The 25,894-nt window shown below is 72.0% G+C and carries 23 protein-coding genes; 10 read left to right on the top strand and 13 right to left on the bottom strand.

Going from position 1 to position 25,894, the window contains the following annotated elements:
• Positions 1-8 precede the first annotated feature (8 nt).
• The 7 genes from puhB to bchF are packed head-to-tail and all read right to left on the bottom strand — an operon-like array spanning position 9 to position 7,227.
• Entirely contained in the window at positions 9-665 is a 657-nt protein-coding gene (puhB, locus tag ACFQS7_RS00350) for a photosynthetic complex putative assembly protein PuhB (protein ID WP_380065028.1), read from the bottom strand.
• Positions 662-1,435, bottom strand: a complete 774-nt coding sequence (puhA, locus tag ACFQS7_RS00345) for a photosynthetic reaction center subunit H (protein ID WP_380065027.1) — start codon at positions 1,433-1,435, stop codon at positions 662-664. Before puhA ends, puhB begins: the two co-directional genes overlap by 4 nt.
• A gap of 18 nt (positions 1,436-1,453) precedes the next feature.
• The gene (locus ACFQS7_RS00340) at positions 1,454-2,884 is read right to left on the bottom strand and encodes an MFS transporter (RefSeq protein ID WP_380065026.1); all 1,431 of its coding nucleotides are present in this window, start codon (positions 2,882-2,884) and stop codon (positions 1,454-1,456) included.
• Complete coding sequence (gene bchL / locus ACFQS7_RS00335) at positions 2,884-3,798, bottom strand: ferredoxin:protochlorophyllide reductase (ATP-dependent) iron-sulfur ATP-binding protein (protein ID WP_380065025.1); 915 nt, start codon at positions 3,796-3,798, stop codon at positions 2,884-2,886. Before bchL ends, ACFQS7_RS00340 begins: the two co-directional genes overlap by 1 nt.
• A gap of 9 nt (positions 3,799-3,807) precedes the next feature.
• The gene (gene bchB, locus ACFQS7_RS00330) at positions 3,808-5,349 is read right to left on the bottom strand and encodes a ferredoxin:protochlorophyllide reductase (ATP-dependent) subunit B (RefSeq protein WP_380065024.1); all 1,542 of its coding nucleotides are present in this window, start codon (positions 5,347-5,349) and stop codon (positions 3,808-3,810) included.
• A 4-nt stretch (positions 5,350-5,353) separates the two neighbouring features.
• Positions 5,354-6,643, bottom strand: a complete 1,290-nt coding sequence (locus ACFQS7_RS00325) for a ferredoxin:protochlorophyllide reductase (ATP-dependent) subunit N (protein WP_380065023.1) — start codon at positions 6,641-6,643, stop codon at positions 5,354-5,356.
• Positions 6,640-7,227, bottom strand: coding sequence for a 2-vinyl bacteriochlorophyllide hydratase (bchF, locus tag ACFQS7_RS00320; protein WP_380065022.1), 588 nt, complete (start codon positions 7,225-7,227; stop codon positions 6,640-6,642). Before bchF ends, ACFQS7_RS00325 begins: the two co-directional genes overlap by 4 nt.
• A 323-nt stretch (positions 7,228-7,550) precedes the next feature.
• On the opposite strand from bchF, the gene ACFQS7_RS00315 reads away from it, so the two are divergent.
• The 7 genes from ACFQS7_RS00315 (at position 7,551) to ACFQS7_RS00285 (ending at position 14,902) form a co-directional block, all read left to right on the top strand.
• Positions 7,551-8,387: a B12-binding domain-containing protein gene (locus ACFQS7_RS00315; protein WP_380065021.1), complete on the top strand. Its 837-nt coding sequence runs from the start codon at positions 7,551-7,553 to the stop codon at positions 8,385-8,387.
• A 60-nt stretch (positions 8,388-8,447) separates the two neighbouring features.
• Entirely contained in the window at positions 8,448-9,878 is a 1,431-nt protein-coding gene (ppsR, locus tag ACFQS7_RS00310; RefSeq protein ID WP_380065020.1) for a transcriptional regulator PpsR, read from the top strand.
• A gap of 2 nt (positions 9,879-9,880) precedes the next feature.
• Positions 9,881-10,780, top strand: coding sequence for a chlorophyll synthase ChlG (gene chlG, locus ACFQS7_RS00305; RefSeq protein ID WP_380065019.1), 900 nt, complete (start codon positions 9,881-9,883; stop codon positions 10,778-10,780).
• A complete protein-coding gene (locus ACFQS7_RS00300) occupies positions 10,777-12,114 on the top strand; it encodes a BCD family MFS transporter (RefSeq protein ID WP_380065018.1) in 1,338 nt (445 codons plus the stop codon). The genes chlG and ACFQS7_RS00300 overlap by 4 nt, the downstream gene beginning before the upstream one ends.
• A gap of 11 nt (positions 12,115-12,125) precedes the next feature.
• Positions 12,126-13,313 (top strand): geranylgeranyl diphosphate reductase, encoded by a 1,188-nt coding sequence (locus ACFQS7_RS00295; protein WP_380065017.1) that lies wholly within the window; start codon positions 12,126-12,128, stop codon positions 13,311-13,313.
• 23 nt (positions 13,314-13,336) lie between these two features.
• The gene (hemC, locus tag ACFQS7_RS00290; RefSeq protein WP_380065016.1) at positions 13,337-14,338 is read left to right on the top strand and encodes a hydroxymethylbilane synthase; all 1,002 of its coding nucleotides are present in this window, start codon (positions 13,337-13,339) and stop codon (positions 14,336-14,338) included.
• 240 nt (positions 14,339-14,578) lie between these two features.
• Positions 14,579-14,902, top strand: a complete 324-nt coding sequence (locus tag ACFQS7_RS00285; protein WP_380065015.1) for a putative quinol monooxygenase — start codon at positions 14,579-14,581, stop codon at positions 14,900-14,902.
• On the opposite strand, the gene ACFQS7_RS00280 is transcribed toward ACFQS7_RS00285, so the two are convergent.
• The 4 genes from ACFQS7_RS00280 to ACFQS7_RS00265 all read right to left on the bottom strand — a co-directional run bounded on the left by ACFQS7_RS00280 (position 14,889) and on the right by ACFQS7_RS00265 (position 20,767).
• Entirely contained in the window at positions 14,889-15,779 is an 891-nt protein-coding gene (locus ACFQS7_RS00280; protein ID WP_380065014.1) for a polysaccharide deacetylase family protein, read from the bottom strand. The two genes, ACFQS7_RS00285 and ACFQS7_RS00280, sit on opposite strands and share 14 nt — an antisense overlap.
• Positions 15,780-15,930: 151 nt before the next feature.
• A complete protein-coding gene (locus ACFQS7_RS00275; RefSeq protein WP_380065013.1) occupies positions 15,931-16,536 on the bottom strand; it encodes a glutathione S-transferase family protein in 606 nt (201 codons plus the stop codon).
• 54 nt (positions 16,537-16,590) lie between these two features.
• Positions 16,591-18,303 carry a DEAD/DEAH box helicase gene (locus ACFQS7_RS00270; RefSeq protein ID WP_380065012.1) on the bottom strand — a complete coding sequence of 571 codons (1,713 nt, stop codon included), beginning with the start codon at positions 18,301-18,303 and terminating at the stop codon, positions 16,591-16,593.
• A 70-nt stretch (positions 18,304-18,373) separates the two neighbouring features.
• A complete protein-coding gene (locus ACFQS7_RS00265; RefSeq protein WP_380065011.1) occupies positions 18,374-20,767 on the bottom strand; it encodes a helicase-related protein in 2,394 nt (797 codons plus the stop codon).
• A 220-nt stretch (positions 20,768-20,987) separates the two neighbouring features.
• Here ACFQS7_RS00265 and ACFQS7_RS00260 point away from each other — a divergent pair, with 220 nt between their 5' ends.
• Positions 20,988-21,914 carry a DMT family transporter gene (locus tag ACFQS7_RS00260; RefSeq protein WP_380065010.1) on the top strand — a complete coding sequence of 309 codons (927 nt, stop codon included), beginning with the start codon at positions 20,988-20,990 and terminating at the stop codon, positions 21,912-21,914.
• A gap of 128 nt (positions 21,915-22,042) precedes the next feature.
• On the opposite strand, the gene ACFQS7_RS00255 is transcribed toward ACFQS7_RS00260, so the two are convergent.
• Complete coding sequence (locus ACFQS7_RS00255; protein WP_380065009.1) at positions 22,043-23,053, bottom strand: hypothetical protein; 1,011 nt, start codon at positions 23,051-23,053, stop codon at positions 22,043-22,045.
• Positions 23,050-23,763: a metallophosphoesterase gene (locus ACFQS7_RS00250; RefSeq protein ID WP_380065008.1), complete on the bottom strand. Its 714-nt coding sequence runs from the start codon at positions 23,761-23,763 to the stop codon at positions 23,050-23,052. Before ACFQS7_RS00250 ends, ACFQS7_RS00255 begins: the two co-directional genes overlap by 4 nt.
• A gap of 87 nt (positions 23,764-23,850) precedes the next feature.
• Between ACFQS7_RS00250 and ACFQS7_RS00245 the strand changes: the two genes are divergently transcribed.
• Positions 23,851-24,306, top strand: coding sequence for a MaoC family dehydratase (locus ACFQS7_RS00245; protein ID WP_380065007.1), 456 nt, complete (start codon positions 23,851-23,853; stop codon positions 24,304-24,306).
• Positions 24,303-25,814 carry an argininosuccinate lyase gene (argH, locus tag ACFQS7_RS00240; protein WP_380065006.1) on the top strand — a complete coding sequence of 504 codons (1,512 nt, stop codon included), beginning with the start codon at positions 24,303-24,305 and terminating at the stop codon, positions 25,812-25,814. Before ACFQS7_RS00245 ends, argH begins: the two co-directional genes overlap by 4 nt.
• The last annotated feature ends 80 nt before the right edge of the window (positions 25,815-25,894 follow it).

Below are 25,894 nucleotides of genomic sequence, written 5' to 3'. Positions count from 1 at the left end.
TTCCTCGTTCAGGCCGCCTGCGGCTGCGGCAGGTCGGCGTTGCCCGGCTTGGCGCCGGCGGTGGCCATGGCCTGCACCGGGACCGAGGCCGCGCCGGCCAGGGCACGGCCCAGGATCTGCGCGACGGCGCCGGCATCGGCCAGGCCGCGCAGCGTCGGCTGCGGCCGCAGCAGGTGCCAGGGCCGCGCATGCGGCCAGAAGAACATGTAGGACACCCGGTGCGGCTTCAGCAGCGCCAGGCTGACATCGCCCGAGCCGTCCGCATGCAGCCTGGCCGCGGCCGCGCCGACCAGCGCGAAGGGCAGGTTCACCGTCATCGACAGGGCGATGCCGAAGCGCATCACCACGCGGCGGTTGGTGATGGTGTAGGCGGTGGTGCGCACCACCGCCCAGCCGAAGACCAGGGCGATGCCGATCACCAGCAGCGACGGCAGGATGAACCACAGCGCGTCCATCGCGGTGACGGGCAGCGACGCGCCGGCCATCAGAACCGAGGCGACGCGGGCGGCGACGAGCACCCCGAAATAGGTCGCCAGGCCCGGCAGGTGCAGCGCCCGCCGCACGAAGGCCCGCCGGTCGGGGCGGCCCTGCCAGAGGATGACCTCGCCCTCCGGCAGCTTCTCCGGCAGGCCCCAGACCGGCTCGTAGTCGTGTTCCTTGATCACAGCACCGGCTCCTGCCGGTTCGGGGTGGCGTACATGTAGCCGCCGGCGAAATAGGCGCTGACCTTGTCTTCCTCGAGCAGGGTGATCTGGTCGGGGTCCTTCAGGCCGGGCGCGGCGAGGAACTGGTCGGCCAGCAGCGCGCTGGTCGAGGCCTCCTGCTTGCTGCGGTCGAAATTCGCCAGGCCGATCGGGAAGACCACGCTGCGGGCATTCGCCCCAGGCACCGCGACCTCGATGTAGCGCAGGATCACGTCGGACCGGTCGACCCAGAGATCCTTGACCGTGCCGACCACGCGCTTGTCGGCGGTCAGCATGTACCAGCCGCGGGGGTCGATATCCTCGTGCGCGATGCTATATTCGGTGGCGACGCGCAGCGGGACGATCTTCGGCAGCGCGGCGTCGAAGGTCAGGTCGGGCACGTCGGCGCGCAGCGCGTATGCGGCAGGACCGACGCCATCGGCCAGCGGGTTGCCGAGCGGCAGGCGCGGCGCGCCGGGCACCTTGGCGGTCGGCGTCAGCAGGCCGGTCAGGTCGCGCTCCTCGCGCCCCGCGACGGTCGGGCCGCCATGCGCCAGGTTCCAGATCTTCGGCCTCGGCGCGCTGCGCGGGTTGATGACGACGAGCTCGCCATTCACCTCATGCACCAGGGGGAAGCCTTCCCGCCGGTCCTCGTTGCGGAGATACATGATGAGCACGATGAAGGCCGCGTAGAACAGGTACAGCGAGAGCACCGCTGCGTCGAATTGGCTGGAATAGGCGATGTAGGTCATGACGCGTGTCTCCTCGCGCTAGGCGCCGCGCGGGTCGGGCAGCCCGATCCGCAGGTCTTCGGGACGTGGCACGCCGCCGACCGGCCGCACCAGCGGACCGATGGCGACGATGGTGGCGAACAGCAGGGCGATCTCGATCAGGTAGACGACGCCATAGCCGGTGGCCGGCCCGGCCAGCGCTTCCCCCAGCGTGCCGCGCATCGCGAGGCCGGAGATCATGTCGCGCAGCACGCCGCCGAAGGCGATCGCGGCACCGGCGCAGGTGGCCTGCACCGCACCCCAGCTGCCGAGCGCCAGGCCGATCTGCGCCGGCGGCGCGGCGCGCATGCAGGCGGTGAGCGTGGCATGGGCGAACAGCCCGCCGCCGAAGCCGATCAGCCCGGTACCGACGGCGAAGACGAAGCCGCTGCCGAGCGGCGCCGCGGCGATGACCGCGGTGAAGGCCACGGTGCCGATCAGCGCGCCGGTGGCGGCGACCCGGTGCGCGTCGCCGCCCCCGGCGATCTTCGCCGCGGCACGCATGAAGCCGACGATGCCGCCCGCCGCGAAGGCCGCGGTCAGCAGCGTGGTCTGCGCCACGGTCAGGCCGAGGATCTGCCCGCCATAGGGTTCCAGCAGCACGTCCTGCATGGCGAAGGCGAAGCTGCCGAGCCCGGTCGCGGTCAGCCGGCGGACCCATTTGTCGGTCCGGCGCAGCTCGTCCCAGGCGGCCTGGAAGGCCGGGCGCTCGCGGTCGGGGTGGGTGGCGGCGGGATTGCGCACCTCCTGCTTCCAGACGGCGACGAGGTTGAGGACGATGCTGACCACCGCGGCGCCCTGGATCACCTGGATCAGGCGGAGCTGGCTGAAATTCGACAGCAGGGCGCCGAAGACCAGCGCGCTCAGCAGCATCCCCAGCAGCAGCATGACCGACAGCAGGGCGACCACGCGCGGCTGCTGCTCGACCGGCGAAAGGTCGGTGGCCAGCGCCAGGCCGACGGTCTGCACCGTGTGCATGCCCGCGCCGACGCAGAGGAAGGCGATGCCGGCGGCGACCTGGCCGACGATCGGCGGCGCGAAGGTGTCGCCCGACAGGATGATCAGCGCGAAGGGCATCATCGCCAGCCCGCCGAAGATCCAGACCGAGCCGAGCCACACATAGGGAACCCGCTTCCAGCCCAGCACCGACTTGTACTGGTCCGAGCGGAAGCCGATCAGCGCGCGGAAGGGCGCGAAGACCAGCGGCAGGGAGACCATGACGGCGACCATCCAGGTCGGCACGCCGAGTTCGACGATCATCACCCGGTTCAGCGTGCCGATCAGCAGCACCGCCACCATGCCGACCGAGACCTGGAACAGCGACAGCCGGAACAGCCGGCCGAGCGGCAGGGTCGCGGACGCCGCATCCGCGAAGGGCAGCAGGTCCGGGCTGAGCTTCATCCAGACCCGGGAGACTTTCGGCAGGGCCATCAGTCGAATCCGAGCAGGTCGAAGATGTCGCGGTCCTTCATCGGGGAGGCTTCCAGCGCCGGCGTGCCGGCCCAGAGGCTGGCGGCCAGCCGCAGGTATTCCAGCTTCACCGCCTCCAGCTCCGGCGTGCTCTCCATCTCGAACAGGGTCGCCTTCTTCAGGCGGGACCGGCGGATGACGTCGAGGTTGGGGAAATGCGCCAGGCTCTTCATGCCGGTGGCGGCATTGAACTTGTCGATCTGGTCGGTGTCGTCGCTGCGGTTGACGATGACGCCGCCGAGCCGGACGTCGTAGTTCTTCGACTTCGCCTTGATGGCGGCGATGATGCGGTTCATCGCGAAGATGCTGTCGAAGTCGTTGGCCGCGACGATGATGCCGCGGTCGGCGTGCTGCAAGGGTGCCGCGAAGCCACCGCAGACCACGTCGCCGAGCACGTCGAAGATGACGACGTCGGTCTCCTCCAGCAGGTGGTGCTCCTTCAGCAGCTTCACCGTCTGGCCGACCACGTAGCCGCCGCAGCCGGTGCCGGCCGGCGGGCCGCCCGCCTCCACGCACATCACGCCGTTGTAGCCCTGGAAGACGAAATCCTCGGGCCGCAATTCCTCGGCGTGGAACTGCACCGATTCCAGCACGTCGATGACGGTGGGGATCAGCGACTTGGTCAGGGTGAAGGTGCTGTCGTGCTTCGGGTCGCAGCCGATCTGCAGCACCCGCTTGCCGAGCTTGCTGAAGGCAACGGACAGGTTCGAGCTGGTCGTGCTCTTGCCGATGCCGCCCTTGCCGTAGACGGAAAAGACCTTGGCGGTGCCGATGGTCAGGTTGGGGTCCAGGTGCACCTGCACGCTGCCCTCGCCGTCCAGCTGGGACGGGGTCCGGCCCCGGTGCAGCGCGGCATGCGGCGTCTCGATCCTCATGCGGCCTCCTCAGCGGGAAAAATGGGCTTTGGCATCGTAGAGAGTCTCCAGCGTGATGCTGGCCAGGCCCTGTTCCGCCGCGAAACGCTCGGTGTTCCGCCGGGCCTTGCCGCGCACGAAGAACGGGATCTTTTTCAGCTCGGACTCGGCTTCGGCGCTCCAGCCGGCCGGGCCGCTCGGCACGTCGGCCACGGCCGCCGCCACCGGGGCCGGCGCCGCGGCGCCGCCAAGATGGGACGGCGCGGCTTCCGCGTGGAATTCGAAATCCTCGCGGAACATGCCCAGAAGGTGCTCCTCCAGGCCCATCATCAACGGATGGACCCAGGTGTCGAAGAGGACATTCGCCCCCTCGAAGCCCATCTGCGGCGAATAGCGGGCCGGGTAGTCCTGCACATGGACCGGCGCCGAGATCACCGCGCAGGGGATGCCCAGCCGCTTGGCGATGTGGCGTTCCATCTGGGTGCCGAGGATGAGTTCCGGCTGCGCCGCCTGGATCGCCGCCTCGACTTCCAGGTAGTCCTCGCCAATCAGCGGCTCCACCGCGTACAGCGCCGCCGCCGTGCGGATGTCACGCGCGAATTCGCGGCTGTAGGTGCCGAGGCCCACGACCTTGAAGCCCATCTCCTCGGCCGCCACGCGCGCCGCGGCGACCGCATGCGTCGCGTCGCCGAAGACGAAGACCCGCTTGCCCGTCAGGTAGTTGCTGTCGACCGAGCGCGCATACCAGGCGGCGCGCGCCGCCTCGGCGGCCAGCACCGGCGCGGCGTCGATGCCGGCGAGCGCCGCCACCTCCGCGACGAACTCCCGCGTCGCATTGGTGCCGATCGGGATCGTCCGCGTCGCCTTCTGGCCGAAGGTCCGGCCGAGCCAGGCGGCCGCCTGGCCGGCGACTTCCGGGTAGAGCACGACGTTGAAATCCGCCTCGCCCAGCCGCGCCAGGTCGGCCGGCCGCGCCCCCATCGGCGCGGTCACCCGCACCTCGATGCCCATGCGCTCCAGCAGCCCGGCGATCTCCCGCACGTCGTCGCGGTGGCGGAAGCCGAGCGCGGTGGGGCCGAGGATGTTGCAGACCCGCCCCGGGCCGCGCTGGGTGCCCGGCGGCGGCGCCTGCGGCCCGGCAAGCGCCCGGACCAGCTGGTAGAAGGTCTCCGACGCCCCCCAATTCTCTTTCTTGGAGTAGGAGGGCAGGTCGAGGGCCACCACCGGGATCGGCAGCCGCAAGGCCTTGGCCAGCCCGCCGGGATCGTCCTGGATCAGCTCGGCCGTGCAGGAGGAGCCGACGATCATCGCCTCGGGCCGGAAGCGTTCGTAGGCGTCCAGCGCCGCGGTCTTGAACAGCTCCGCGGTGTCGCCGCCGAGGTCGCGCGCCTGGAAGGTGGTGTAGGTGACGGGGGGGCGCGCGCTGCGCCGCTCGATCATGGTGAAGAGCAGGTCGGCATAGGTGTCGCCCTGCGGGGCGTGGAGGACGTAGTGCAGCCCCTCCATGCCGGTGGCGACGCGCATCGCCCCGACATGCGGCGGCCCTTCGTAGGTCCAGACGGCGAGCTGCATCGTCCTAGACCTTCAGCTTCTGGCGCCGCACCAGCGGCCGCGCGAACAGCTCGGCGAGGTCGCCGGCCTGGTCGTAGCCCTGGATCGGCGTGAAGACGAGCTCGATGGACCACTTGGTGGCGAAGCCCTCGGCCTCCAGCGGATTGGCCAGCCCCAGCCCGCAGACCACCAGGTCCGGCTTCTCGGCGCGGCAGCGGTCGAGCTGCCGGTCGACGTCCTGGCCTTCCGACAGCAGCACGTCGCGCGGCAGCAGCGGCAGCTCGGCCGCCAGATGCGCGCGGTGCAGATAGGGCGTGCCGATCTCGACCGGGCGCATGTCCAGCTCGCGCGCCAGGAAGCGTGCCAGCGGGATCTCCAGCTGGCTGTCGGGGAAGAAGAAGATGCGGCGGCCGGCCAGCACGCTGCGGGCATGGGCGATCGCGGTGCGGGCGCGCTGCTCGCCGGTCTCGGTCACCGCGCGGAAACGGGCGGCGTCCACCCCCCAGGCCTCGGCCGCGGCGCGCAGCCAGCCGGTGGTGCCCTCGGCGCCCAGCGGGAAGGGCGCTGGCAGATGCTTCGCACCGCGGGCTTCCAAGGCGCGCGCGGTATCCGCCAGGAAGGGCTGCGCCAGCAGCATGCGGGTATTCGGCCCGACAGCCGGCAATTCGCGCGCCCGCCGCGGCGGCAGGAAGGCGACCGGGCCGATGCCGAGCGCGGCGAAGAGCCGGCGCATCTGGTCCTCGACCACCTCGGCCAGCGCGCCCACCACCAGCAGCGCCGGCGCGGTGGTGACCGAGGCCGGCATCTCCGGCACCAGCGAGGCGAGGCAGGCATCCTCGCCCTGGGTGAAGGTCGTCTCGATGCCGCTGCCGGAGTAGTTCAGCACCCGGACGTCGCCATGCGCGCGGTCCAGCCGCTTGGCGGCGCGCGACAGGTCGAGCTTGATGACCTCGGACGGGCAGGAGCCGACCAGGAAGAGCAGCCTGATGTCCGGGCGGCGCGCCAGCAGCTGGCCGACCACGCGGTCGAGCTCCTCGTTCGCGTCGGCAAGGCCGGCCAGGTCGCGCTCGTCGATGATGGCGGTGGCGAAGCGCGGCTCGGCGAAGATCATCACGCCGGCGGCCGACTGCATCAGGTGGGCGCAGGTGCGGCTGCCGACGACGAGGAAGAACGCGTCCTGGATCTTGCGGTGCAGCCAGATGATGCCGGTCAGGCCGCAGAAGACCTCGCGCTGGCCGCGCTCCCGCAGCACCGGGGCGTCCGTGCAGCCCGCCTGGTCGACGGGCGACCGGCCGAGGGCTGCGAGGCTGCTCACTTGGAATAGCCCAGCATGTCGGCATCGGCGCCGCGCCAGCCGCGCTCGTCGCGCCGCGCGGCCCGCAGCTTCATGACGAACTGCATGGCGTTGACGACATAGGCGGCATAGGCGGCGAGTGCCAGGAACATCAGGCCTTCGGCGTCGCCGGTGCCGGTCAGCAGCAGGCCGAGATAGGCGGTGTGCAGCCCCAGCACCAGCATGCTGAAGACGTCTTCCCAGAAGAAGGCGCGGGCGAAGAGCCAGCGGCCGAACACCACCTTCTCCCAGATCGAGCCGGTGACCATGATGACGTAGAGCACGATGGTCTTGACCACGACCGAGGCAGTGGCGACCGCGTAGCCGTCGCCGGTCGCCAGGAAGTTCAGCACCAGGCCGAGGCTGACGAGGAAGACCGCGAACTGCAGCGGGGCGAGGACGCCCTGCACCAGGGTCCAGCGGGTGGCGTCGCGGCGGACCCTCTCCTCCGCCGTGTAGAGCGGCCGGCGGGGGGCGGCATGGCGGGCATGGCGGCCCGCGACGGTGCCCCAGGGGCAGGCATCGATCGGGGCGGTGAGTTTTGCCAGCACGCCGGATGTAAACATCGCTTGACAACCCTCTGTCCCGAAGGTCCGCTCTGAAACCGGTCCTGGGTTGGCCCTGCGGGACACCTTGCCTCATCCGAGGGACGGTGCTCCCGGGACAGACCCGGCCGATATTCTGGCGTACCTCCCGCAGCGAAGATTTCGCTGAGAGGGAGGCTAGGTCGATGGGCTTCAGAGTGTCAAGCGTGATTGACGTAAGGAGTGATTGACACCGGCTTAAGGTCGGGTCGATAAACTCCGCAACGGGGAGAGGCCCAATGGTCGCCTTGGGGCAAGACAGCATATCAAGGCACCGGACGGAGTCTCCGTCCTCTCCAGCCGGCATGGGCCTCGCCGAGGCGCCCGCCCGCTGGATCACGCCCGAGCCCGATGAACGGACCACCCAGCGCCATTCCCTGGCCCGGGCGATCGAGGATACCGTCCTGCCGCGGCTGCTGCTGACCCGCGGCACCGCCAGCGCCCGCCCCGACCTCGATGCGCTGTTCGGCGCCGTGCCGACCGCGGCGGATGTCGACCGGCTCTGCCTGCTGCTGGTGGTCGACGACCATGTCGCCGCCCTGGCGCTGGTCGAGGCGCAGCGCGACCGCGGCGTGACCCTGCCGCATATCTATCTCGACCTGCTGGCGCCCGCCGCCCGCTGGCTCGGCGCGGCCTGGGAAAGCGACCGCTGCGACTTCTCCACCGTGACGCTCGGCCTGATGCGGCTGCAGCACATGGTGCGCGACTACGACGACAGCCTCACCCGCGACGTCCGGCCGCAATCCCGCATCCGCCGCGCCCTGCTGGTCACGGCACCGGGCGAGCAACACAGCTTCGGCCGCGACATGCTGGCCGGCTTCTTCCGCCATGCCGGCTGGGATGTCTGGGACCCGGCACCGCGCGGGGCGACCGAATTCGCCACCCTGCTGCGGCGGGAAAGCTTCCAGGTGATCGGCATCTCCGCCGCCTCCGAGGACCGGCTGGACGCTGTCGCGGCCTGCATCCGCGTGGTGCGCAAAAGCGTCCGCAACCGTGGCGCCGGCGTCATGGTGGGCGGGCCCGCCTTCATCGCCCATCCGGAATACGTCGCGCTGGTCGGCGCCGATGCAACCGCCGCGGATGGCCAGCAGGCCACTTTGCAGGCCGAGCGCATGCTCTCGTTGATGGCTCATTGGGACTGAGCCGAATGGCGGTAAAGCGGGCGCGGACCGTGCTCTCCGCCGTGAAGGGATATTGCGCTCGTGAAGGCATTCAAAGCCCCGAAGACGTCGCTGGGCGACCTGGATGCGGAAGCCGCGGCGGTCCTGATCACGGCTGCCGCCGACGTCGCCATCATCGTCGATGCCACGGGGGCGGTCCGCGACGTCGCCTTCAACAGCGAAGGCCTGGCGGAGGAACTGGCCGGGCAGGACTCGTGGCTCGGCAAGCCCTGGATCGACACGGTCGCCCCGGACAGCCGGGCCAAGGTGGTGTCGCTGCTGGCCGATTCGGCGGCGGGCGCCAACCGGCCCTGGCGGCACGTGAACCTGCTCTCGGCGCGCGGCGCCTCCGTCCCCATCCTGTTCTCCGCGGTGCGGGTCGGTGACGGCAGCCGTGCCGTCGCCTTCGGCCGCGACCTCCGCCAGCTTTCCGCCCTGCAGCAGCGGCTGCTCGAGGCGCAGCAGTCGCTCGACCGCGACTACTCGCGGCTGCGCCATGCCGAGACGCGCTACCGGATGCTGTTCCAGCTCTGGTCCGACCCGGTGCTGATCCTCGATCCCCAGGCGCAGAAGGTGACCGAGACCAACCAGGCGGCCGACCGCCTGCTCGGCCGCACGCCACGCCGCCCGGCGGGGCGCGAATTCCTCGACATCTTCGCCCCCAAGGGCCGCGAATCGGTCGAGCTCCTGCTGTCCGGGGTGCGCGCCACCGGCCGGGCCGACGAGGTCCGGGTGCAGCTGGAGGAGAACAGCAAGGACATCATCGTCTCCGCCTCCCCCTTCCGGCAGGAGAGCACGACCTACCTGCTGGTGCGGCTCGGCATTCCCGTCGCCGATGCAAACGCGATCCTGCTGCCCAAGGCCAAGACCAAGCTGCTGAAGCTGGTCGAGAACGTGCCGGATGCCTTCGTCGTCACCGGCCAGGACGGCCGCATCCTGACCGCCAATGCCGCCTTCCTCGACATGGCGCAGCTGCCGAACGAGGAGCAGGCGCTCGCCGAGCCGCTGGAGCGCTGGCTGGGCCAGCCCGGCGTCGAGCTGGAAGTGCTGACCGCCAGCCTGCGCCAGCGCGGCCCGGTGCGGCTCTTCGCCACGACCATGCGCGGCGAGTACGGCGCCACCACCGAGGTCGAGATCTCCGCGGTTTCCGTCATGAACGGCGTCGGTCCCTGCTACGGCTTCGCCATCCGCGATGTCGGCCCGCGCGTCACCGCCCCCGCCCGCGCCTCCACCCGCACGCCGCGGTCGGTCGAGCAGCTGACCGAGCTGATCGGCCAGGTGCCGCTCAAGGACCTGGTGCGCGAGGCAACGGATGTGATTGAGCGGCTCTGCATCGAGGCGGCGCTGGAGCTGACCGGCGACAACCGCGCCTCGGCCGCCGAGATGCTCGGGCTCAGCCGGCAGAGCCTCTACGTCAAGCTGCGGCGCTACGGGCTCGGCGACCTGCCGGCCGACGGCACCGAACAGGGATAGCCATGACCGCCACCGTCGCCCGCCCGGCCCTGTCCGCCTGCCTCGAATTGCTGAAGCCGGTGACCTGGTTCGCGCCGATGTGGGCGTTTTCCTGCGGCGTCGTCTCCTCCGGCCTTGGCGGCCATGGACGCTGGCACCTGATCGTCGCCGGCCTGTTGCTGACCGGGCCGCTGGTCTGCGGCACCAGCCAGGCGATCAACGACTGGTACGACCGGCACGTGGACGCGATCAACGAGCCGAACCGGCCGATCCCGTCCGGCCGCATCCCGGGCGACTGGGGCTTCCGCATCGCCGTCATGTGGACCGCGCTGTCGCTCGCGGTCGCCACCATCCTCGGTCCCTGGGGCTTCGCCGCGACGGTGCTGGGGCTGGTCCTGGCCTGGATCTACTCCGCCCCTCCCCTGCGGCTGAAGCGCGACGGCTGGCTCGGCGGCACCGCCTGCGCCGCCTGCTACGAGGGCCTGCCCTGGATCACCGGCGCCGCGGTGATGAGCGCCGGCGCGCCGGATTCCCGGGTGCTGCTGATGGCCGGGCTCTACAGCATCGGCGCCATCGGCATCATGACGCTGAACGACTTCAAGGCGGTCGAGGGCGACCGCCGCACCGGCATCAACTCGCTGCCCGTGACGCTCGGCGCGGAACGCGCGGCGCAGATCGCCTGCGGGCTGATGGCGGCGCCGCAGGTTTTGGTGGTCGGGCTGCTGCTGTCCTGGGGCGCGCCCTGGCATGCCGCGGCGATCGCCGCGGCGCTGCTGGCGCAGGTCGCCCTGATGCGCGTGCTGCTGGCCAACCCGCGCGAGAAGGCGCCCTGGTACAACGGCACCGGCACCACGCTCTACGTGCTGGGGATGCTGGTGACGGCCTTCGCGCTGCGGCCCGTCCTGCCGGGGGTGATGCCATGAGCGGGACCCAGTTGCACCAGGGCCAGGGCTCGCTTGGCTGGCTCGGCATCTTCCGGCTGGGGCTGGTGCAGACCGCGCTCGGCGCCGTCGTCGTGCTGACCACCTCGGCCATCAACCGCGTCATGGTGGTGGAGCTCGCGCTGCCGGCGACCATCCCTGGCCTGCTGGTGGCGCTGCACTACGCGGTGCAGCTGTCCCGCCCGGCGATGGGCCATGGCTCGGACCGCGGCGGGCGGCGGACGCCCTGGATCATCGGCGGCATCGGCGTGCTGGCCCTGGGCGGGTTCGGCGCCGCGGCGGCGACGGCGCTGATGGCGGAACACCTGGCGCTCGGCATCGGCCTCGCGGTGCTGTCCTTCCTCGCGGTCGGCGCCGGGGTGGGGGCGGCCGGCACCTCGCTGCTGGCGCTCCTCGCCACGCGCGTCGCGCCGAACCGGCGGGCGCCGGCGGCGACCATCGTCTGGCTGATGATGATCTTTGGCTTCATCGTCACCACCGCCCTGGCCGGGCGGTTCCTCGACCCCTATTCGCCGCAGCGCCTGCTGGCGGTGACCGCCACGGTCTGCGGCATCGCCGTGCTGCTGGCGGCGGCGGCGATCTGGCGCATGGAACCGGCGGCGCCGGCCGTCGAGGCACGGCCTGCCGCGAAAGGCAGCTTCCGCGAGGCCCTGGCGCAGGTCTGGGCGGAGCCGGAGGCGCGGCGCTTCACCATCTTCGTCTTCGTCTCGATGCTGGCCTATTCGGCGCAGGACCTGATCCTGGAACCCTTCGGCGGCCAGGTCTTCGGCCTCTCGCTCGGCGAGACCACCAGGCTCGCATCGGCCCAGCACATGGGCGTCTTCGGCGGCATGATCCTCGCCGCGCTGGCCGGCGGCCTGGGCGGCGAGCGTTTCGGCTCGCTGCGCGCCTGGACCATCGGCGGCTGCCTCGCCTCGGCGCTGGCTCTGGCGGCGCTGGCCGCGGCCGGCACGGTGGGGCCGGGCTTCCCGCTGCGCGTGGCCTATGTCGCGCTCGGCCTGGCCAACGGCGCCTTCGCCGCGGCGGCCATCGCCACCATGATGCAGATGGCCGGCCGCGGCCGCGCCAGGCGCGAGGGCATGCGCATCGGCCTCTGGGGCGCGGCGCAGGCGGTGGCCTTCGGGCTCGGCGGCCTGGCGGGGGCGGCGGCCAGCGACCTGGCGCGCAGCCTCATCGCCTCCCCGGGCCTGGCCTATGGCGCGGTCTTCGCGGCCGAGGCGCTGCTCTTCCTGTTCTCCGCGTTGCTTGCTGCCCGGATCGGCCGGAAGGCCACGGCGGCGGGTGATTTCGGCGCGCTCGCGCCATCCAGACCCTAGGGAGACGATCCATGTTGGCCGAGACCTGGGATGTGGTGATTGTGGGCGGCGGCCCTTCGGGCGCCACCGCGGCGCATGACCTGGCGCGGAGCGGCCGGCGGGTCGCGCTGCTCGACAAGGCGGGGCGCATCAAGCCCTGCGGCGGCGCCATCCCGCCGCGGGCGATCCGCGACTTCGACATCCCCGACCACATCATCGTCGCCCGGGTCAACGCCGCCCGCATGATCGCGCCGTCCAACCGCGAGGTGGACATGCCGATCGACGGCAACGGCTACGTCGCCATGGTCGACCGCGAGCATTTCGACGAATTCCTGCGGGTGCGCGCCGCCGAGGCCGGCGCCGAGCGCCACACCGGCAGCTACGAGCGGATCGAGCGCGATGCCGACGGCGTGGCAGTCGTGGTCTACGCCATGAAGTCGGGCGAGGAAATGCGTCTCCGCGCCCGCACCGTCATCGGCGCCGATGGCGCGAAATCCAAGGTGGCGAAGCAGGAAGTGCCGATCGCCGCCACGGTGCCCTGCGTCTTCGCCTACCACGAGATCATCGAGGCGCCGAAGCCAGGCACCGGCAGCTACGACGCCCGCCGCTGCGACGTCTTCTACCAGGGCAAGCATTCGCCGGATTTCTATTCCTGGATCTTCCCGCATGGCGACACCGCCAGCATCGGCACCGGCTCGGCGGTGAAGGGCTTCTCGCTGCGCGGCTCGATCGCCGAGCTGCGCAGGACCACCGGCCTGGAGGGCGCCCGCACCCTCCGGCACGAAGGCGCGCCGATCCCGATGAAGCCGGCCAAGCGCTGGGACAACGGCCGCGACGTGGTGCTGGCGGGCGATGCCGCCGGCGTGGTCGCGCCGGCCTCGGGCGAGGGCATCTTCTACGCCATGCTCGGCGGCCGGCTGGCGGCCGAAGCCGTGGAGGAATGCCTCGCCACCGGCCGCGCGGCGGCCCTCGGCCTCGCCCGCAAGCGCTTCATGAAGGCGCATGGCCGGGTCTTCTGGATCCTCGGGATCATGCAGTACTTCTGGTATTCGTCCGAGAAGCGGCGGGAGAAGTTCGTCTCCATCTGCCAGGACAAGGACGTGCAGCGGCTGACCTGGGAAAGCTACATGAACAAGGAGCTGGTCCGCCGCGACCCGATGGCGCATGTGCGGATCTTCTTCAAGGACCTCGCCCATCTGTTCGGCCTGGCGCGCGCCTGAGCCATGACCGCCGGAGCCTTCGCATGAGCCGCCTTCGCAGCCTCGACACCCCCGCCGCGGGCCGCCACGGCCAGGGCCGCACCCTGCCGCTGCGCGTCGGTACCCGCGGCTCGCCGCTCGCCTTGTGGCAGACGCGGCATTTCCTCTCGATCGTCAGCGGCTTCTGCCCGGTGCTGCGCGACGCCAAGGCCTTCGAGGAACACGTCATCAGCACCGAGGGCGACCGGGTGCAGGACCGTCCGCTGGCGGATATCGGCGGCAAGGGGCTCTTTGCCAAGGAGATCCACGAGGCGCTGCTGGACGGCCAGGTGGATTTCGCCGTGCACAGCCTGAAGGACCTGGAGACCGAGCTGCCGCCCGGCATCGTCCTGGCCTGCACTCTGGAACGGGAGGACCCGCGCGACGCCATCATCCTCGGCCCGGTGTGCGGCGCGCCCGACCGCGCCGACCCGCTGGGCTGCATCCCGCATGGCGCGCTGGTCGGCACGGCGTCCGTCCGCCGCCAGTCCCAGGTGCTGGCGATGCGGCCCGACCTGCGCTGCGAGGTGATCCGCGGCAATATCCAGACCCGGCTCGGCCGCGTCCGCAACGGCGACTTCGCGGCGTCCTTCCTGGCGCTGGCCGGGCTGCGGCGGATGGGGCTGGAAAGGGAGGCCGGCGTGCTGCTGGACCCGGCGATGATGCTGCCCGCCGCCTGCCAGGGCATCGTCGGCGTCACCGTGCGCGAGACGGATGTCGAGTTGCACGAATTGCTCGCGGCCATCGAGTCGCGCACCGCGCGCATCGTCGCCACCGCGGAACGCGCCCTGCTCGGCGCGCTCGATGGGTCCTGCCGCACGCCGATCGGGGCGCATGCGACCTTGCGGCCGGATGGGTCGCTGTTCCTCACCGGGCTGATCGCCCGGGCGGACGGGTCTTTCGTGGTGCGGCAGACGATCGAGGGCCCGGCCGCCGATGCCGCGATGCTGGGCATGGAGCTCGGCGACAGGCTGCGGCGGGAGGCGCCGGCCGATATCCTCGGCTGAGTGCGTCCAGAAGATGAAGCAAGGCCAGGGAGGAGGTATCCTCCCTGGACCCGCCTCTGTTTCTGTGGGTTGGCACCCGCCGCGCCGCAGGTGCCAACCCACAGAAAAAGGAAGGGAGGGGTTGGACGCATGCGTCCAACGGGGAGGGAATGCTTTTCCCGTCCCCGGCCTTACCCGCGAGGTAATCGATCCCGCGCCCCATCGGTGGCTCCCTGCACCCCTCGACGCAGGAGACTCACCATGCCGGAGCCCTTCACCGTCCTCATTACCCTGCAGGTGAGGCCGGGGCTGGAGGCCGAATTCCTTGCCCTGCTCGCGCCCGTGCTGGACGCCATGCGGCACGAGCCGAGCTTCCTCAGCACGATCCTGCACCAGGCGCCGGACGACCCCTGCCGCTTCCTGCTCTACGAGACCTGGACCGACCGCCGCGACCTGGTCGAGGTGCAGATGCACCGCCCCTACCGCGCGGCCTTCGAGGCGCGGCTGCCGGCGCTGCTGGAACGGCCCCGCCAGGTCGAGATCTGGCGGAGCCTCCGCGCCGACTACGCCTTCAGGTCCGGCTGAGCCGCGCCTGCTCGGACCGGTACCACTCCAGCAACTGCACGCCGTTCCAGTGCAGCACCCCGGTCTTCCGCGCGACATGGTCGTAGAAGGCCTCGAGGTACTTGATCCGGTGCGGCTGGCCCGAGATGTACGGGTGGATCGCCAGCGACATGATCTTCGCCCGCTCCGCGCCTTCCTCGTACAACCGGTCGAACTGGTCGATGGCGCGCTTCAGCAGGTAGTCGCTCTCGTGGTGCTGCACGATCATCATCGGGATGTCGTTCAGCTCGACCGTGTAGGGCAGCGTGACCAGCGGGCCGTTGTCGGTGCGGATCGTGGTCGGCTCGTCGTCATAGACCCAGTCGCCGATATACTGCACGCCGGCCTCGGCCAGCAGCTCCGGCGTCTCCCAGGTCTGGGTCAGGCCCGGACCGAGCCAGCCGACGGGACGCTTGCCGGTGAATTTCTCCAGCCGGTCCATCGACCGGTGGATCATCGCCCGCTGGTCGGGCTCCTTGTGGATCGGCCCCTGCTCCCAGGAATGGCCCATGAATTCCCAGCCGGCCTCGCGCGCCTGCGCCGCGACGCGCTCGTAGTCCTCGACCACCCTTGCGTTGATCGACAGGGTCGGCGCGATGCCGAGCTTCTCGTACAGCTTGAAGAAGCGCCAGACGCCGACCCGCATGCCGTATTCGTGCCAGGACCAGTTCGGCACGTCGGGGGACAGCACCTGGCCGGTCGGCGCCGGCAGCACCTGGCGGGCCATCGGTTTCTCGATGTCCCAGACCTCCAGGTTGACGATGGTCCAGACCGCGACGCGGGCGCCGCCGGGCAGCCGCAGCGCCGGGCGGTCGACGATGGCGGAATAGGGGACGCGATCGCGCGGCTGCATGGCCATGCCTGGGCTCTCCGGTACAGCCGCGGCCTGCGTTCAGGCATGAACGCAGGCCGCGGCAGCCTGTTGTTCGCAGCGCGGATTCACGCGTCCGGGCGTCCACGCCCTCCCGCGACCTGCGCTGGCCGCGAGTCTGCCGCCATGCCCGCTTATGTCAAATGCCGCTGACCGGCGGGATCGTGGCGGCGAAGGAGGGCCGCGCGGCGATCCGGTCGAACCACGCTGAAAGCGCCGGCCGGCCCTCGCGCCAGGCCCAGGCGCGGTGGCGCATCTCGGCATAGCCGAGCAGGCAGCCCAGCGTGATCCGCGGCGCGTCGGGCGGCGCGTCGAGCGCCCAGCCGCCGCCCGCCACCTCCGCCTCCCAAGCATCGGCGACGCGGTTGGTCCGCACCGTCTCCAGCGCGATGACGGTGGGGGAGCGTTCGCCGGGCGGCCGGCGCAATTCGCGGTTCCACACCGCCATGCCGTCCATGGCGCCCAGCACGCGGCCGAAATCCGCCAGCGCCGCGCGCGGCACCAGCGGGTAGGTCCCGCCCAGTGTGCCGAGGAAGGGCAGGATCAGCGCCGTCTCGGTCAAGGCCGTGCCGTCCGGCAGCACCAGGGTCGGCACCCGGCCGACCGGGTTGTGCGGCAGTAGAGAGGAGGCCGGGTCGCGGAGGGTGGTGACGACCTCCTCGACCCGGCCGATCAGCCCGGTCTCGCGCAGCGCCACGCGCACCGCGCGGGCGAAGGGGGAGCCGGTGGAGTAGAAAAGCTGCATGGGCCGGAGGCTACGCGCGAAGCCGCCCCCGGCACCATCCCGGGCGCGAGGTGCCTATCGCACCTCGCGCCGGCGGATCTGGTCCATCGCCGGGCGCGGGCCGCGATGCGGCGACGGCCGGCGGGCCGGCCCGGTCGCGGCCGGCATGGCGCCGCCCTGCAGCGACTGGATCTGGATATGCGCGTCCTCCTCCTCGCCCGGCTTCCGCGCCGCGACGGCGAAGCGCTCGGCCGCCCAGGGGGCGACCTCGAACTGCGTCTCGTTCTCCTGCACCTTGATGCGGCCGATCTCCTGCCGGGTCACGTGGCCGCGGCGGCAGAGGAAGGGCAGCACCCAGCGCGGATCGGCATTGCCGTTGGCCCGGCCGAGATTCATCCGGAACCAGACGCCTTCCTGCTGCGGGCCGGAGTCGCGCTGCATCCGCGGCCCGGGCGACGGCCCGCGATCGGTCACCGCGGCGAGTTCCTCGGGCGCGGCCAGCGGCGCGCGCAGCGCCTGGATCAGCGCCGCGGCGACGGCCTCGGCCGGCCGGTCCTCCAGCAGCTTGCGGGCCAGGGCCAGGTCGCCGTCGCCGGCATCCTCCCCGCCCGTCTTCTCCAGCGCCTGGACCAGGATGCGGGCATCATCCTGGGCGTGGATCGCCTCGGCCGAGGGGGCCGGCGCCCAGGTCGCGCGCAGCCGCGCATCCATCAGCAGGCGCTCGGCGGCGCGGCGCTTGTTGTGCGGCACCAGCAGGACCGAGGTGCCCTTGCGGCCGGCGCGGCCGGTACGGCCGGACCGGTGCAGCAGCGTCTCCGGGTCGGTCGGCAGGTCGGCATGGATGACCAGGCCGAGGTCGGGCAGGTCGATGCCGCGCGCGGCGACGTCGGTGGCGACGCAGACGCGGGCACGGCCGTCGCGCAAGCCCTGCAGGGCGCGGTTGCGCTCGGCCTGGGACAGCTCGCCGGACAGGGCCACGGCGGCGAAGCCGCGTTCCGCCAGGTTGCCGTGCAGCCGGGTGACGGTGGCACGCGTCCGGCAGAACACCAGCGAGGCGCGCGCCTCGAAGAAGCGCAGCGCGTTGACCACGGCGCGCTCGGTCTCGTGCGGCGCGATCAGCAGCGCCCGGTAGTCGATGTCGCCATGCTGCGCGCCCTCGTCGCCGGCCGAGATCCGCGCCGCGTCGCGCTGGTACTGCTTGGCGAGCTGGGCGATGCCGCGCGGCACGGTGGCCGAGAACATCAGGGTGCGGCGCTCGGCGGGCGTCGTCTCGAGGATCGCCTCGAGCTCCTCCTTGAAGCCCATGTCGAGCATCTCGTCCGCCTCGTCGAGGATGACGACGCGGATCGACCTGGCGTCGATGTTGCCGCGCTCGAGGTGGTCGCGGAGGCGCCCCGGCGTGCCGGCGACGATATGCGCGCCGCGGGCCAGCGCGCGGCGCTCGGCGATCGGGTCGGTGCCGCCGACGGCGGAGACGACGCGGCCGCCGGCCGCGGCATAGAGCCAGGTCAGCTCGGCCTGCACCTGCAGGGCCAGCTCGCGCGTCGGCGCGACGACGAGGGCGAGCGGCGCGCCGGCCGGCGGCAGGCGCTCGGCCTCGCCCATCAGCTCGGCGGCCATGGCCAGGCCGAAGGCGACGGTCTTGCCCGAGCCGGTCTGCGCCGAGACCAGCAGGTCGCGGCCGGCGGTGGGCGCCTCCAGCACGGCGGCCTGGACGGGGGTGGGCTCGGCATAGCCGCGCTCGGTCAGCGCGGCGAGCAGCGTGGGGGGAAGGGCGGGAAAGGGCATCAGTGCGGTACTCGGCTCGGGGCGACGAGCGGCCCCTCGAAACGGAACAGGAAGGCGGGCATGGCAGGCATCAGGCGACCAGCTTCGAACGGCGCTGCTGGCGCAGCACGTCCTCGATCCAGCGGTCCAGCCGCTCGGTCTCGCCATTGGCCTCGTCGCGGGCGACATAGGCATCCGGGAAGCGCAGGGCGAGCCAGCGCCAGGCGACCAGCCGCTTGTGGGTCTTCTCGGCACGCTCCAGCTCGTCCCGGCTGGCGCGTTCCGGCGCCGGCAGGCGGCCGGCGGAAGGCGGCTGCACGGGGCGGCCGGCGCCGTGGTCGATCGCCCAGCGGGCCAGGCGCGCGGTGCCGTTGTCGCGTTCGTCCACCGGGCACATGGCGTAGGTCCAGCGCTCCAGCAGGGTCATGCCGGCGACGCCGTCGATCGCGCTGGCCACCGCCATCGCCTGGGTCAGGTCGGCCAGGCGGTAGTTGGGATCGTCCGGCCGCAGCACGGCGCGCTTGATCCGCGCCAGCACGCCGAACAGGCTGTCGGAGCCGATCTCCTGCGCCACGTTGGCGATGATGTCGGCATCCGGCTGGACCAGCGGGCGGGAATCCTCCGGCTGGACCGGGTCGGCATCCAGCATCATGCGGATGAATTCCGGGCTGCCGCCGCCGGCCAGCACCGCGACCACGCCTTCCTCGAAGCGGCCGTAGCGGCCGGCGCGGCCGCCGATCTGCTTCACTTCCTGGGTGTTCAGCTCGCGGCGCTGCTCGCCGTCGAACTTCCGCAGCGTCGAGAAGATGACGCGGCGGATCGGCAGGTTGAGGCCCATGCCGATGGCATCGGTGGCCACCAGGATATCGGCGTCGCCGTCGCGGAAGCGGGCCGCCTCGGCGCGCCGCACCTCGGGGCTCAGCGCGCCGTACACGACCGCCACGCGGCGGCCGCGGCGGACGAGTTCCGCCCGCATGTCGAGCACGTCGCGGCGGGAGAAGGCGACGATGGCGTCGCCGACCTGCAGGTCGCCCAGCGAGACCGGGGTCTTCGAGGCGGTCAGCGGGCCCTTCCGCTTGAGGCTGATCTCCTCCATCGGGTCGCCGCAAAGGGCGGCGATCCGCCGCACCTGGGTCGCCGCTTCCGGCGCGCCGAGCACGAAGACGTCGCGCGCCGGGGCGCCCATGATGGCGGCGGTCCAGGCGGCGCCGCGGTCGCGGTCGCCCAGCATCTGCGCCTCGTCGATCAGCGCCACGTCCACCGGCAGGTGGAAGGGGCACATCTCGACCGTCGCGGCCAAATGCCGGCTGCCGGGGACGCGGATGCGCTCCTCCCCGGTCGAGAGCGAGGCGGGCACGCCGCGGGCGGCCAGCGCATCGCGGAACTCATGCGCCAGCAGCCGCAGCGGGGCCAGCGCCATGCCGTTCTCGGCCTTGGCCAGGCGGTCGAGCGCGGTGTGGCTCTTGCCCGAATTGGTCGGGCCGGTGATCAGCGTGATGCGGCGGTTCAAGGCGCGGGCGGTGGCGAAGTGGCCGGCATAGCGGTCGAGCGCCGCGACCCGGGCGATGGCGGCGCTCGCCCCGCGGCCGAGCTTGAAGGCCGGGGATGCCAGGCCGCCGCGCTTCTTCGCGTCCAGCGCGCCCTTGTCGGCCTCCCGCCACTGCGGGACGCTACCACGCAGGTTGGCCAGCTCGGCGGGATCGAATTCCCACTTCTCCCGGCCGCCCTTCTGCGGGATGCGGCGGGCGACCGGGATCAGCCCGGCGGCGACCCAGCGCAGCGCCTCCTTCTCGACGCAGCCGAGCAGGCCGGACACGTCGCGGAATTCGACGAGGCTCTTTTCCCAGGTCTTGAGCCGCTGGACCTCCTCGCGCCGCTTGTTGCGGGCGGCGGTCTCGGCGTCGCGCACCTCGCGGCGGCGGCGGGCCTCGGTGGCGCCGACCGATTCGAGGAAGGGGATCGCCTCCTCGCCATGCAGGCCGAAGGCGACCGCGACCTCGCGCGCCAGCTCGGCGTGGCGGTCGGGCGCGAGCGTCCCGGCGGCGGCGCCGTTGGCGGCCTCGGACAGGTCGATGACGACCGCTTCCAGCGAATCCTCGGGCGAATGCCCCAGGGCGCGGAAGCGATGGCCCAGCGCCGCGTCGAGCGCGGCGAGCAGGGTCGCGTCGTCCGGCGCGAGGTCGGTGATGGTGGCGGCCGCGGCCTCGGCATCGGCACGGCGGACCCAGGCCCGGCCGGCCTTGCTGGCCAGGTGGTTGAGCCGGGAGATCCAGGCGCGGCGGCGGACCTCGCGCAGGGCGATGCGGACGGACGCGGCGTCGGCCGGCAGGCGGCGCTCGACCCGGCGGATCAGCGCGGGCATCTCCCGCGCCTCGACCTCGAGGCCGGAGGCGAGGATCGCCGCCTCGGCCGGCGAGATGCCATGCGGGGGGGCTTCGTCCGGCGCGTCGGCCAGGTCGAAGGGAACATCAAAGGGTGTGGTCAACAGTGTTCTTCTCCGCGCCCCCCTTGGGGGTCGCGCCATGAAACGGGCCAGATGGGCTGCCGGATGCAAGCCGTAGGCCGTTCATGGGCCTGTTTGGCGGTTCGGGGGCGCAACACGCCCCTCCCGGCACCTACCTTATATAGTGCCGCGTGCTGCGGTTGCGAGAAAAAGCTGCACGCCGCATCGTGTGCAGCCATGCAATAAGCGAGCATCAGAGCGCGTGACCGAGGATTCCAGGCCGCCGCCCCCGGCCGTGGCGACCGCTGGCGCCCCCGCCTACCCGGCGCAACGCATCCTGCTCGGCATCCTGTTCATGTGCGCATCGGGCCTGCTGTTCCCGATCATGAGCAGCTTCGCCAAGCTGCTGGGGGCGGAGTATTCCAGCCTGCAGGTCTCCTGGGCCCGGGCCTTCGGGCATATCCTGTTCCTCCTGGCGGCCTTCCTGCCGAAATATGGGCTGCGCGTGCTGCGGACCCGGCGGCCTGGGGTGCAGCTGGCGCGGTCGGCGATGCTGTTCACCTCCAACCTCTGCCATTTCTTCGCCATCACCTTCATCCCGATCGCCAAGGCGGCCGCGATCAGCCTGACCGCGCCGCTGATCGTGGCGCTGCTGGCCTGGCCGATGCTGGGGGAGCGGACCACGCCCGCCCGGGTGGCGGCGCTGGGTTGCGGGTTCCTCGGCGTGCTGGTGGTGATCCGGCCGGGGACGGCGCTGTTCCACCCGGCCTCGCTGCTCGTGGTGCTCAGCGCCTGCTGCTACGCGCTGTATCAGATCCTGACCCGGCGGGTGGCCGGGGTGGACAGCCCGGAGACCTCGGCGCTGTTCAGCTCGGTGGTCGGCGCCTTCGTCATGCTGCTGGTGCTGCCCTTCGTCTGGCAGACGCCGGACGGCTGGGGCGACCTGGCGATGTTCTGCGGCCTGGGCGTGCTGGGGGCGACCGGGCATTACTGCGTCGCCAAGGCGCTGGGCTATGCGCCGGCCAACATCATCTCGCCCTTCCAGTATTTCCAGTTGATCGGTTCGGTGGTGATCGGCTGGTTCGTCTTCGGCGACTGGCCGGATGCCGGGGTCTGGGTGGGTGCCGCGGTGATCATGGCGGCGGGGTTGTGGATCGGCTGGAGCCAGACGCGGAAGCGGCAGGCCTGAGCGCGGCCGCAGCGCGAGGACATGCCCGCGACGGCGGTTTGCGTTCGGAAGCGACCGCGGCACCGCCGTGGCGCCTTGTTCCCGGAGCCGATCCACGCCTCCGGGCGCGCGCCCGCCCGCGATCTGCTCTATCCCAGGCGCGGCGGTGGCGCCGCGGTCGGCCCCGACCGCGCGAGCAGTTCCTGCAGGAGCAGCCGGAGGTCGCCGCTCATCAGCGCAATCTGCGCCTCCAGCAGGTCGAGCATGGCGTCCCGTGCCTCGAGCTCCTCCACCGTGTAGACACCGCCCGGGCCGAACAGCAGCGCGATCCGCGCGCGCTCGGTGTCCGAACCCGGCTCGCCGAGCAGGTCGGCGGCACGCCAGGCCGCGATGACCGCCTCGGCGATGCTCGGCCGGCCCGCCTCGCCGTCGGGCCGCCGCGTCAGGTAGCGCCAGACCGGGGCGGGGAAGAGGTCCGACCGCGCGGGCCGTAGCCAGACATCGCGGAGCAGGTTGCGTTCCGACCGCAGGCGGCCGGAGGCCGAGCCGAACAGCAGCGCCGTGGCGACCGAGGCCTCGGCCAGGCCGCCCGTCATCGCCGCGACATCGCTGCCCCCGACGCCCGCGACCGAAAGGCCGCCCGAGACCGCCGCGGTCAGCGCGCCGACCATGATGCTGGCGATGCCGAGGCTGCGGGTACGCCGGTTCTCGATCCCCTGCAGGCGGACCCGCAGCTGGTCCCCGCGCTCCCCCTCGCAGTCGATCGCGGCGAGCATGCCGGAGATGTCCAGCATCGTCAGCATGATCCGGTCCATGACCGCCTGGCGCAGGCGCAGCAGGCGCAATTCCTCGGCAAGGCCGCGTGGCCCGCGGGCCTCCAGCATCGCCATCTGCAGCAGGGGTGCGCCGGCACCGATCGCGTCGGCGACCTCGGCCGCATTGCGGGAGAAACCGGACGCGACCAGGTCGCCGGGACCGGCACCGGGATCCTTTCCGGGGGGCTCGGGCCGCGCTCCGACCCGCGCCGCGCAGAGCCGGTCGTCATCGGCCAGCAGCGACGGTGGCGCCCTGTCCGCCGCCGGGCCGGCGCAACCGAGCAGCGCGACGGCCAGCAGCCCGGCCGGCAGCGCGATCCATCCCGGGCTCGCGCCGTTCCTCATGCCTGCAGGAAGGCCAGCCGATCGTCCTCCAGCACCAGGCAGGTCAGCTCCCGCCCGAAGACCGCGCCGGTGTCGATGCCGATCCGGTTCGCCTTCACCACCGGCCCGCGGGTCGGCGAATGGCCGTGCACCACCACGGCGCCGAAATCCGCGTCCGAGTTCAGGAAGGCGTGGCGGATGCGGATCAGGTCGTCGGGCGACTGGTCCTCGAAGGCCAGGCCCGGCCGCAGCCCGGCATGGACGAAGAGATAGCCGCCGAGCCGGTGGTGCAGCGCGAGGCCCCGCACGAAATCGAGATGCGCCGCCGGGATGCCCGCGCCCCAGAGCGCCGGGTCGCCGTCGGCGTCCAGCCCCCAGCTTGCCAGGGCCTCCCTGCCCCCACTGATCCGCCAGTCGGTGACCGCGGCGCGTTCGCCGTGCAGGGCGTCGAGCATGGTGCGCTCGTGGTTGCCCATCAGGTTGACCACCGGCACCCCGGGCAAGGGGGACCCGCCGGCCAGCCGCGCCACCACCCCGGCGCTGGCCGGGCCGCGGTCGACATAGTCGCCGAGGTGCAGCAGCAGCGGCGCCGCCACCGGCCGTGCCGCGAGGTCGGCCGCGACCATGGCGTGGAGGCTGGCAAGCTGGTCGTCGCAGCCATGCACATCGCCGATCGCATAGACGCGGTGGCCGGGTGGGAGCGATCCGGGGGCGGGCTGGAAATCGGGCATCACGCCGCATGATCCCCCGCCCTGCCCCGCTGGCCAAGCCCGCCCGCCCGTGCCAGGAATTCCCCCAAGGATAAGACGGAGGAAACCATGCTCGAGATCGAGACCATCGCCGACCTGCCGAAGCATATCGGCCAGAAGCTCGGCAGCAGCGACTGGCTGGTGGTGGACCAGAAGATGATCGACCAGTTCGCCGAGGCGACCGGCGACCACCAATGGATCCATGTCGATGTCGAGCGTGCCAAGCGGGAGATGCCGGGCGGCAAGACCATCGCGCATGGCTACCTGACGCTGTCCCTGCTGCCGAAGCTCAACCACGGCATCTGGAAGGTGAAGCAGCGCAGCCGCGGGGTGAATTACGGCTCGAACAAGGTGCGCTTCACCGCGCCGGTGCCGGCCGGGTCGCGCGTCCGCGGCCACCTGACGCTGAAGGCCGTCGAGCCGATCCAGGGCGGCGCCCGCGTCACCATGGAGGCGACGGTCGAGGTCGAGGGCAGCGACCGCCCGGCCCTGGTCGCCGAGACCCTGTCGCTGGTCTACGAGTGAGCGGCGCGGCGGAGGTCGGCCTGCGGGAGCGGGTGAAGGAGGCGCCCTCCGCCCTGCTGGTCGAGAGCTACTACCGCCCCGCCGTCGCCCGCGCCCAGGCCGCGGTGTTCGAGCATGAGATGTGGGCGCATTGCGCGCATGGGCTGATGCTGGAACGCCAGGGCATCGTGGGGCGGGAGGCGATCGGCGCCTGCCTCCGCACCGTGCTGGAGCTGGCGGCGCAGGGGCCGGACGGCGTGCCGGTCGACCACCGCTCGGAGGATCTCTATTCCTATGTCGAGCGGCGGATCGTCCAGGTGCTCGGCGCCGATGTGGGGGGACGGCTGCATACCGGGCGCAGCCGCAACGACCTGAACGCCACCACCTGGCGGATGGCGCTGCGCGGCGACCTGGCCGCGGCGCAGCGCGCGCTGCTCGGCCTGCGCGGCACGCTGCTGCGGCTGGCCGAGGAGCATGCCGCCGTGGTCATGCCGGGCTATACCCATGCCCAGCATGCCCAGCCCGTCACCTTCGGCTATTGGCTGCTGGCCGCCGCCGACGTGCTGGCGCGCGACCAGGTCCGGCTGGCGGGCGCCCTGGCGCATGCGGATCGCTGCCCGCTCGGCGCCGGGGCGCTGACCACCACCGCCTTCCCGCTCGACCGCGCGCTGGTCGCCGACCTGCTGGGCTTCGCGGCCCCCCTGGAGATCGCCTACGACGCCGTCGCCTCGCGCGACGACGGGCTGGAGGCGGCCTCGGCCATGGCGGTGCTGGCCAGCTTCCTGTCGCGGCTGGCGACCGACCTGATCGCCTGGTCCACCTGGGAATACGGCTTCCTCGAGCTGGCGGACCGGCATTCCGCCGTCTCCTCGATCATGCCGCAGAAGAAGAACCCGGCGGCGCTGGAACATGTCCGCGCCGCGGCGGGGATGATCCAGGGGGCGCTGACCGCAGCGCTGGCCTGCACCAAGAACACCCCCTTCGCCGATGTGGGCGACGCGGTGACCGCGGTGAACGAGCCGATCCTCGATGCGGCGCTGCGGACGCGGCGAATCCTGGCGCTGCTGGAGGAGGTCTTCGCCGGCCTGGCGTTGCGGCCGGAGCGCATGGCCCGCGCCGCCGCCGAGGGCTTCGGCAGCGCCACCGAGCTGGCCGACGTCATCGTCCGTGAAAGCGGGATGTCCTTCCGCATGGCGCACAACGTGGTGGCACTGGTGGTCCGCGACGCGCTGGCGGCCGGGCTGCCGGCGGATGCGATCCGCAGCGCCGATCTCGACCGTGCCGCCGCCGCGCTGTTCGGCAAGCCGCTGGGCATCGCCGAGGCCGCAGTGGCGCAGGCGCTGGACCCGGCGGCGAACATCCGGGCGCGCAGCGTGCTCGGCGGCCCGGCCCCGGCCGAGATGGCACGGCTGCTGGCGACGCGGCGGGACGCGCTGGCGTGCGACGCGGCAAGGCTGGACGGCATCGACCGGCGCATCGCCGCCGCCCGCGAGCGTTGCCTGGCGGAGGCCCGCACCCTGGCCGGTTGACGACCGGATTGCACCGGGCCGGCAGCGGCCTATCTTCGGCATCCGTGCCGGCCGCCGCGGCCGCGCGGAACCGGAGGGTG

Source organism: Dankookia sp. GCM10030260 (genome assembly GCF_042666655.1).
GTDB lineage: Bacteria > Pseudomonadota > Alphaproteobacteria > Acetobacterales > Acetobacteraceae > Paracraurococcus.
The sequence above is the reverse complement of the archived record's forward strand: the minus strand, read 5'-3'. Positions and strand labels throughout refer to the sequence as shown.